This is a genomic window from Streptomyces antimicrobicus (genome assembly GCF_020532625.1).
Taxonomy (GTDB): Bacteria; Actinomycetota; Actinomycetes; order Streptomycetales; family Streptomycetaceae; genus Streptomyces; species Streptomyces antimicrobicus.
This window is the reverse complement of record NZ_JAJAUY010000040.1, coordinates 34,534-43,879: the sequence shown is the minus strand read 5'-3', so window position 1 is coordinate 43,879 and position 9,346 is coordinate 34,534. Positions and strand designations below refer to the sequence as shown.

Here is a 9,346-nt window from a genome sequence, read left to right as displayed (position 1 = left end):
CGGCGGCGCCGGAGCGGGCGGCTTCGGGGGCGGGGGCGGAGTCGGGGTCGGAGTCGGCGCCGGTTTCGGTGGAGGGGGCGGGGGCGTCGGGGTCGGGGTGGGCTTCGGCGGGGTGGGCCTGGGCGTCGGGCACGGCGGGGGAGGCGGTGGCGGGCAGTGCCGGTGCCCCTTGGGGTACTTGCGGCAGTGCCGGCCCTCGTGATGTCCGCCACCATGGCCACTCCCGTGACCGCCCCCGCGGCCACCGCTGCCCGCGGCCGCGACGAGCCCCACCACCGTGCGACCGCCGCCGTCGGTGATCGTCGCGTAGGCGCAGCTATCGGCCACGGCCGGGGTGGTGGTGAGGGCCGCCCACACCAGGACCGGGACCGCCAGTAAGCGCCGGGAACGGGGTCTGTTCACGCGGGGATCATGGGCCGGACCGGCGGCGCGCACGCCGCGCACGCGAACGGTTCGCCTGAACGGGTGACCTTCGGTCCAGAACGGTTTGAGCCAGAGACGGACAGCGGCGGTCCGCCCGGCGTCAATTCTCAAAAGGGACTTGTCGGTTTCGGCCAATGCGGGGCCGGGGTCCGCGCCCGGCTTTGGTGTGTGACGAAGAACGGACCGCCAATTTCCGCTTTAGCTCGCTCTGTTGGCGAATGATCAGTACATTCGGCTCGGACAGCAGTCCGACCGCAGATGGACTACGGCTTGGAGACCTCGATGGACCGCCCCGCCTGGGCCCCGCCAGGCATCGACATATCGGTGCCGAGCGTGTCGCGCATCTACGATTACTACCTGGGCGGCTCCCACAATTTCGATGTCGACCGCCAGGCCGCCCGCCGGGCCATGGAATTCCTGCCGGGCCTGCCCAAGATCATGCAGGCGAACCGGGCATTCATGCGACGCGCCGTGCGCCACGCCGTGGCCGAGGGCATCACCCAGTTCCTCGACATCGGCTCCGGCATCCCCACCTTCGGCAACGTCCACGAGGTGGCCCAGCAGGCCTGCCCGCAGGCGCGCGTCGTCTACGTCGACCACGACCCGGTCGCGGTCGCCCACAGCCGGGCCGTCCTGGCCGGGGACGACCTCAGCGCCATAGCCGCCGCCGACCTGCGCAAGCCGGCGTCGATCCTGCAGAGCCCCGAGGTGGAGCAGCTGCTGGACCTCGACCGGCCGGTCGCCCTGCTGCTCGTCGCCGTCCTGCACTTCCTGGAGGACGCGGACGACCCGCACGGGGCCGTGGCCGAGTTGCGTGACGCCCTCGCCCCCGGCAGCCTGCTGGTCGTCACCCATGCCTCCTACGAGGGGCTGCCGGTCTCCCAGGAGGAGGCCAGCGGGACCGTCGGCGTCTACCGGGACATGCGCAACCCGCTGGTGATGCGCACCCGCGAGGAGGTCACCCGCTTCTTCGACGGCTTCGACCTGGTCGACCCGGGGCTGGTGCCGATGCCCATGTGGCGGCCCGAGGCGCCCGAGGACCTCGGCTCGCCGGAGGATCCGTACGCCTTCGCCGGCTTCGCGGGTGTGGGACGCAAGGCGTGAGAGTCCCCGCCCAGACGGCGCACCCGGAGCAGGCGCCGGCGGCCACGGGCCTGCCGGAGGACCTGGCGGACCGGATCGGCCGCTTCGCGACCATCTGGAGCCGGGCCATCTTCCCGGTCACCGCGACCTCGCTGACGCGGGCCGAGTTCGAGCGGCACCTGCTGCCACTGGCCCACGCCCTCAACGAGGCCCTGCACGCGCGCTCCTTCGACCCGGCCGTGCCCCAGCGCGTCGGCGCCGAACTCGTCGCCGTCCACTGCACCGACCCCGAGGCCCTGTCCGGGACCCTGGGCGTGGTCGACTCCTACCTGGTGCTGTACTGCGGCCCCGGCGGGGCCGGCCCGGAGGAGAGCGAGCAGTACCGGGCCCGCTGCGCCCGCCTCCAGCACGGCATCGCGGCCGGCTTCGCCCGGGCCCTGCGCGAGCGCACCCTGCGGGAGCAGGAGGCCATCGCCCGCTCGGCCCTGACCGCCCGCTCCGACGCCCAGGAGGCCCTGCACCTGAGCGAGGAGCGCTTCCGGGCCGTCTTCGAGGGCGCCGCCATCGGCATCGGCATCGCCGACCTCGACGGCAACGTCCTGGAGGTCAACGACGCGCTGCTGCAGATGTTCGGCGGCCTCGAAGGCCACGTCCGCGGCCGCAACGTCAGTGAGTGGGGCCACCCCGACGACGCCCCGAACATCTGGCGGATGTACGGCGAACTGGTCCGCGGCGAGCGCGAGCACTACCGGGTCGAGAAGCCGTACTACCGGCACGACGGCACCGTGCTGTGGACCAACCTGACGGTGTCCCTGCTGCGCGACGCCGAGGGCCGCCCGCAGTACCAGCTGGCGCTGATGGAGGACACCACCGAACGCCGGCTCCTCAACCTGCGCCTGCGCTACGAGGCCACCCACGACGCCCTGACCGGCCTGCCCAACCGCACGCTGTTCTTCGAACGGCTGGAGAAGGCGATCAGCGCCCCTGCCGAGGACGGCGCCCGCTTCGGCCTGTGCTACCTCGACCTGGACGGGTTCAAGGCGGTCAACGACAGCCTCGGCCACTCGGCGGGCGACCGCCTACTGGTGGAGGTCGCCGACCGGCTGCAGAGCTGCGCGACCGGCCCCGGCGAGGTGGTCGCCCGGCTCGGCGGCGACGAGTTCGTGGCGCTGACCACCGGTCCCGACACCGAACAGAAGGTCACCGACCTCGCCGTCCGCATCCTCTCCGCGCTGGCCGCCCCGATCCGGCTGGAGGGCCGGGAGCTGACCGTGCGCGGCAGCATCGGCATCGTCGAGGGCCCCGCAGGCGAGCGCACCCCGGCCGAGGTGCTCCGCAGCGCCGACATCACCATGTACCGGGCGAAGGCCGCCGGCGGCAACCGCTTCGAGTTCGCCGACGCCGAGGCCGACGCCCGTGCCATCACCCGACACGGCCTGACCAACGCCCTGCCCGGCGCCCTGGAACGCGGCGAGTTCTTCGTCGAGTACCAGCCGCTGGTGGACATGAACGACGGCAGTGTCTACGGCGCCGAGGCGCTGGTGCGCTGGTCCCACCCCCAGTACGGCGTCCTGGGACCGGACCGGTTCATACCGCTCGCCGAGCGCACCGGCCTGATCGTCCCCCTCGGCCGCTGGGTGCTGGAGGAGGCGGTCCGCCAGGCCCGCAACTGGCAGCGCGAGCACGGCGGCCCCCTGCGGATCAACGTCAACCTCTCACCCACCCAGCTCCACCACCCCGGCCTCGTCGCCGACACCGTGGCGGTCCTGGAGAACTCCGGCCTGGAGCCGGGGTCCTTGTGCCTGGAGGTCACCGAATCGGCCCTGATCGGCGCCGACGACGAACTCCTGGAACCCCTGCGCCGGCTGGCCGCCCTGGGCGTGGACATCGCCCTCGACGACTTCGGCACCGGCTACTCGAACCTCGCCAACCTGCGCCGCCTCCCGGTGAGCGTGCTGAAACTGGACCGCTCCTTCACCCAGGGGATGCAGCAGCAGCCGGCCGACCCCGTCGATGTCAAGATCGTCGAAGGGATCGTCGCCCTCGCCCACAGCCTCGAACTCGCGGTGACGGTCGAGGGCGTGGAGACCGGGGCCCAGGCTGCCCAGCTGCGCGCCCTGGGCTGCGACACGGCACAGGGCTGGTACTACGCCCGCCCCGGCGCACCCGACCGCATCCACTCCCTCACCCTCTCGGACGCCGCCCCTTGACCGCAGCTCAGTCCAGGCCGGCCTCGATCCCGGTGCCGGGTGTCCGCACCGCTTCCCGCACCCTGCGCATGCGCGCCGCGGTGTCGGTCAGCACATGGGCGGCGGCCGGCAGGCGCTCGGTCTCGTAGGTCTCCAGCGGCGCCTCCCCGCTCAGCGAGCGGGCCAGCGCGGCGGCGTCCTCGATGCCGGTGTTCATCCCGAAGCCGCCCGCTATCGGGTGCACATGGGCCGCGTCCCCGGCGAGGAAGGCGCGGCCCTCCCTCAGCCGGTCGGCCATCCGCACGTTGACCCGCCAGGTCGACAGCCAGGTGGGATCGGCCAGCCGTATGCCCGGCATCCGGGCATGCCGGTCGAACAGCCGCTGGCAGCCCTCCAGCGTCGGCGCCAGGGGCCGCCCCTCGGCGTCCCGCTCCGGCGAGGCCTGGAGCTGGAAGGAGTCCGTGCCCGGTATCGGGCAGAGCATCATCGCGTCGCCGTCCGAGGTGAACCACTGGTGCCAGTAGCCCCGGCTCAGCCCTGGCGCCCGTACGTCACCGACGACCATGGCCTGCTCCTCGTCGGTGTGCCCCTCGAAGGAGATGCCGAGGAGCTTGCGCACGGTGCTCCGGCCGCCGTCGCACCCGGCGAGATGAGCCGCCCGCACCGAACGGCCGTCGGTCAAGGTGGCGGTGACGCCGTCCTGGTCCTGGGCGATGGCGCTGACCCCGGCGCCGAACTCGACCCGGCCGCCGAGCTCGGCGAGCCGGTCGCGCAGCGCCTCCTCGATCCGCCACTGGCCGATCAGCAGCATGCCCTCGACGTCGGTGTCGGCGGCGTGCACGCCGTCGAAGTACTTGCGGAAGACCATCCGCGGCTCGCCCGCTGCGCGCACCCGGTCGGCGATGCCGAGGCCGGCGAACACCTCCAGGGCGCCCGGGCGCAGCGCCTTGCCCCGCGACTCGCGGTGCGGTGACTCCCGCTGCTCCAGGAGGCGCACGGTGCGGCCCCGCCGGGCCAGTTCGCAGGCCAGTGTCAGGCCGGTCGGGCCGGCGCCCACGATCACCACATCGGTCGTCATGTGGTCCGTCACGTCGGTCGTCACGTCGTTCATCTCTGGTCCCCCGTCTCCGTTCGCAGTCGGTCGCTGCTGTTCCTCCGCCTCCTGTCGGCGGCCTGGAACCAGGAAAGCGCAACCGAGGAAAAAATGCAACCCAGTAAAAAAATTAACTCGGTCATCAATGTCTGCTACGCTTGGAGTGAGGAGTGAAAGGAGACGGGCATGACGGACGCCGCCACCCCCGGCCTGCGCGAGAGCAAGAAGCAGCGCACCCGCACGCACCTGCGGGCCACCGCGCTGGAGCTGTTCCTGGAGCGCGGGTTCGACGACGTATCGGTGGCCGACGTCGCGGCGGCGGCGGAGGTCTCCAAGCCGACCCTGTTCCGGTACTTCCCCACCAAGGAGGACCTGGTCCTGGACCGGTTCGCCGATCACCAGGACGAGGCCGCCCGTGTCGTGCGGGACCGGCCGGCCGGCCAGACCCCGGTCGGCGCGCTGCACGCGCACTTCACGGCGGCGCTCGCGGAGCGGGACCCGGCCACCGGGCTGTCGGACCTGCCCGACATCGTGGCCTTCATGCAGCTGCTGTACTCCGCGGAGAGCCTGCTCGACCGGGTCGCCCGCTACGTCGAGCGCGAGGTCGAGCTGCTGGCCGAGGTCCTGGAGGCGGAGGCCGTACCGCCGCTGCTGGCCCGGCTCTCCGCCCAGCACCTGATCGCCGTGCGGCACGAGCTCGGCCGGGTCAACTGGACCCGCCTGGCCGCCGGGGCGACCAGCGACGAGGCCTACCCCGACGCCGTGGCCGACGCCGACAGCGCCTTCGGCGCCCTCGCCCACGGCCTCGACTCTGTCCTCCCGAGCCGCACCCCCTGAGCCGGCGGACCTGCCCGGCCGCCGAGGGCGGTCCTGTTCGGGCGATCTTCCTCGGTTGCGTGTCGGGCGGAGCGGTGTGGCAGAGGCAGGGTGCGTGCGATGGAGGAGCTCGGAATGGTCCAGTTCCTGGCCGCGCTTTGCGACGGGAGGTTGGAGCCGTGACCCTTTCTTCAGGTCGGGGCCGAGGTCGCCGATGCGCGCGATGCGCGCGATGCACGCGATGCGCGCGATGCGCGCGATGCACGCGATGCACGCGTGTGCGCGCGTGCCGTGCCTGCGCCGGGGGGCTCGTGACGGGGGTGACGGCGCGGTCGGTATGGCCTCCGGCCCGCCGAGGTGCGGGCGGGGTGCCGCTGGACCCGTTGAGGGGCCCCGTCCGGAGCCGCACCGGCCGGACCGCCCGATGGGGCGTGCGGCTACTCGGTGCCTTGGCCGCTGATGTCGACATGGGGGCAGGATCGGGCGGACGCCGAGTGGGGTCGGCTGCGGCTGTTCCTACCGGTCGGCCCCGTGGGTTGTGGCCGGGAGCGGGATCAACCAGGCGGGCCGCCTCCGCCCCGCCGCCGGCGAGCCGCCTCCGCTCGCCGCGAGCCGCCCCCGGTGAGCCGCCTTCGTCCCGGCGAGCCGCCTCCAGGCGAGGTGGCGAGCCACCTCCGGCCCCACGCGAGTCGCCTCGCCGAGCCACCTCCGGGCTCCCGGCGAGGCGCCCTGTCGAGCCGCTCCGGGTGGGCCCGCCTCCGGCCCCTGTAAGCCGGCCCAGTGCCCGCAGGCGAGCCGTTCGGCCCCCGGCGGGGCGTGCTCGTTGAGCCGCCCCCGGGTGGGCGGCCTGGAGCCGCCTCCGGGCAAGGCGCCCGGGGTGGTCCCTTCCGCCCCCGCCGGGCCGCCCTCGTCGAGCGGCCTCCGCAGGGGCTGCCTCCGTCGAGCTGCCTCCACTGGGCCGCCCCGCCGGGCCGCCCCCGGTTGAGCAGCCTGCGGCGAGGCGCCGAGAGTGGGCCCTTCCACCTCCGCCGGGCCGCCTCTGCTGGGCCGCCCCGCCGAGCCCCCCTCCGTCGGGCCGCCCCCGCGGACCGCTTCCGCCGGGCCGCCCTCCCCGAGCGGCCCCCGTCGAGCCGCATCCGTCGAGCTGCCCCCGCCGGGCCGCCCGCACCGGGTCGCCTCGTGGAGCTGCCCCGATCGAGCCCCCGCCGAGCCCCCGCCGGGGCGTCCCGGTTGAGCCGCCTCGGGTGGGTGGCCTCGAGCCGCCTTCGGCGAGGCGCCGAGAGTGGGCCCTTTCGCCTCCGCCGAGCCGTCCCCGTCGGACTGCCTCCGTCGGGTCGCCCCTGCGGACCGCTTCCCGCTGGGCCGCCCCCGTCGAGCTGCCCCTGCCGAGCCGCCTCCGTGGAGCTGCCTCCATCGAGCCCCGCTGAGCCCCCGGCGGGGCGTCCCGGTTGAGCCGCCTCGGGTGGGCGGCCTCGATCCGCCTTCGGCGAGGCGCCCAGACTGGGCCCTTCCGCCTCCGCCGGGCCGCCCCCGCTGCCGGGCCGCCCCCGCGGACCGCTTCCGCTGGGCCGCTCCCGTCGAGCTGCCCCTGCTGAGCTGCCCCCGCCTGGCCGCCCTCCGCTGAGCCCCCGGCGGGGCGTCTCGGTTGAGCCGCCTCGGGTGGGTGGCCTGGAGCCGCCTTCGGCGAGGTGCCCAGATTGGGCTCTTCCGCCTCCGCCGGGTCGCCCCCGCGGACCGCTTCCGCTGGGCTGCCCTCGTCGAGTTGGCCGCCCAGCCGCATCCGTCGAGCCGCCCCATCGAGCCGCCCCGCCCAGCCGCCCCCGGTGAGCAGCCTCCGGCGAGGCGCCCGGAGGCCCTCCGCTTCCGCCGGGCGGCCCCCGGCAGGTCGCCCCCGCCGAGCCGCCCGCGCCGAGCCACCCCGCCGAGCCCCTCCGCCTCCGCCGGGCCGCCCTCGCCGAGCGGCCCCCGCCGAGCCCCCTCCGCTTCCGCCGGGCCGCCCCCGCCCTACCCCACCAATATCCGCTTCAACTCCCGCGCCGCCCGCGGCGGTGCCACGTCCGTGCGGTGGGCCAGGGCGATCGTGCGGCGCAGGGGGGAGCCCGCCAGGGGGGTCGTCCGCAGGCCGTGGCCGGCATGGTCGACGACCATCGCCGGGACCACCGCCAGCCCGAGGCCCGCCCGGACGAAGCCCAGGACGGCGTCCATCTCGCCGCCCTGCACCGTGAACGTCGGCTCGAACCCCTCCGCCCGGCACGCCGCCACGGTCAGCTCCCGCAGGTCGTACCCGTGCCGGAACATCACCATCGGCTCGTCCCGCAGCGCGGAGATCGTCAGCGGCCCGCCGCCGCCCGGCGGCGGCAGCTCGGCCGAGGAGACCACGACCAGGTCCTCGGTCAGCAGCTCGACGGTGGTCAGCGACGGCGCCGCCGGCGGCAGCGGCAGGGTGATCATCGCGAGGTCCAGCGCCCCGCGCGCCAGTTCCCGCACCAGGTCGAGCGAGCCGCTCTCCTCGATCAGCAGCTCCACCCCCGGATGCGCCGTGTGGAAGGCCCGCAGCACGTCGGGCAGCAGGCCCGTGCAGACGCTCGGCGTGGCCCCCAGCCGGATCCGCCCCCGGCGCAGCTGCGCCAGTTCCTGCACCTCCAGTCGCGCGGTGTCCGCGTCGGCCAGGATCCGGCGCGCCAGCGGCAGCAGCGCCTCGCCCGCGTCGGTCAGCGCGATGTTCCCGCGCGCCCGGCTGAACAGCTCCGCCCCCAACTCCCGCTCCAGGGCCTTGATCTGCTGCGACAACGACGGCTGGGCCACGTGCACCCGCTCCGCCGCGCGGGTGAAGTGCCGGGTCTCGGCGACGGCCACGAAGTAGACGAGCTGCTGGAACTGCATCTCTCCAGGCTAGCCCGACCTCATAGCGGATGCCTATCAACATCAGCCGCATCATGTCTTGGACCTTTCGGGACCTCCGTCCCTACCTTCGTGGCATGGCTCTGGCAACGCGGACGGGCCGACGGCCGTCCATCACGCGCACGCTCTGGGACTCCTCCGTCGGCAAGAAGACCGTCATGGCGGTCTCCGGGCTGATCATGCTCGCGTACCTCGTCGTGCACATGCTCGGCAACCTCAAGGTCTTCTTCGGCCCGGAGGAGCTCAACGCCTACGGCCACTGGCTGCGCCATATGGGAGAACCGTTCCTGCACAGCCACTGGGGCCTGTGGGCCGCCCGCATCGTGCTGATCGTCTCGGTCGTCGCGCACGCCGTCTCCGCGTACCAGCTCAGCCGCCGCGACCTCAAGGCCCGCCCGGTCGCGTACGCCCACAAGCGCCGCCGGGCCGGCTACGCGACCCGCACCATGCGCTGGGGCGGGATCATCGTCGGCCTGTTCATCGTCTGGCACATCCTCGACCTGACGACGCTCACCGTGAACGAGCGCGCCTGGGAGGGCCACCCGTACCAGAACCTGCTGGCGACCTTCTCCACCTGGTACGGCAACACGATCTACATCGTCGCGATGGCGGCCGTCGCCCTCCACGTCCGGCACGGCTTCTGGAGCGCCGCCCAGACCCTGGGCGCCGGCAACGCCCGCCGCGACAAGACCCTGAAGTTCCTGGCCCACGCCCTCGCGCTGGTCCTGTTCGCGGGCTTCGTATCCGTCCCCGTCGGCGTCATGACCGGAGTGGTGAGCTGACCATGAGCACGAGCACGAACACCACCACGAGCAAGAGCACCGCCACGAGCACGAGCACC

6 protein-coding genes are annotated in these 9,346 nt (G+C 73.9%); 4 read left to right on the top strand and 2 right to left on the bottom strand.

All coding sequences use genetic code 11. From position 1 onward, the window contains the following. Window positions 1-705 precede the first annotated feature (705 nt). Complete coding sequence (locus tag LG632_RS13230; RefSeq protein WP_226727220.1) at window positions 706-1,527, top strand: SAM-dependent methyltransferase; 822 nt, start codon at window positions 706-708, stop codon at window positions 1,525-1,527. Then, entirely contained in the window at window positions 1,524-3,716 is a 2,193-nt protein-coding gene (locus tag LG632_RS13225) for a putative bifunctional diguanylate cyclase/phosphodiesterase (protein WP_374203467.1), read from the top strand. The genes LG632_RS13230 and LG632_RS13225 overlap by 4 nt, the downstream gene beginning before the upstream one ends. 7 nt (window positions 3,717-3,723) lie before the next feature. Here the strand turns inward: LG632_RS13225 and LG632_RS13220 are convergent, their stop codons facing one another. Next, window positions 3,724-4,806, bottom strand: a complete 1,083-nt coding sequence (locus LG632_RS13220; protein ID WP_226727215.1) for an FAD-dependent oxidoreductase — start codon at window positions 4,804-4,806, stop codon at window positions 3,724-3,726. A 168-nt stretch (window positions 4,807-4,974) separates the two neighbouring features. On the opposite strand from LG632_RS13220, the gene LG632_RS13215 reads away from it, so the two are divergent. Next, window positions 4,975-5,625 (top strand): TetR/AcrR family transcriptional regulator, encoded by a 651-nt coding sequence (locus LG632_RS13215; protein ID WP_226727214.1) that lies wholly within the window; start codon window positions 4,975-4,977, stop codon window positions 5,623-5,625. 1,983 nt (window positions 5,626-7,608) lie between these two features. On the opposite strand, the gene LG632_RS13210 is transcribed toward LG632_RS13215, so the two are convergent. Beyond that, a complete protein-coding gene (locus LG632_RS13210; RefSeq protein WP_226727213.1) occupies window positions 7,609-8,487 on the bottom strand; it encodes a LysR family transcriptional regulator in 879 nt (292 codons plus the stop codon). Between the two features lie 95 nt (window positions 8,488-8,582). Between LG632_RS13210 and LG632_RS13205 the strand changes: the two genes are divergently transcribed. Beyond that, a complete protein-coding gene (locus LG632_RS13205) occupies window positions 8,583-9,287 on the top strand; it encodes a succinate dehydrogenase (RefSeq protein WP_226727212.1) in 705 nt (234 codons plus the stop codon). The last annotated feature ends 59 nt before the right edge of the window (window positions 9,288-9,346 follow it).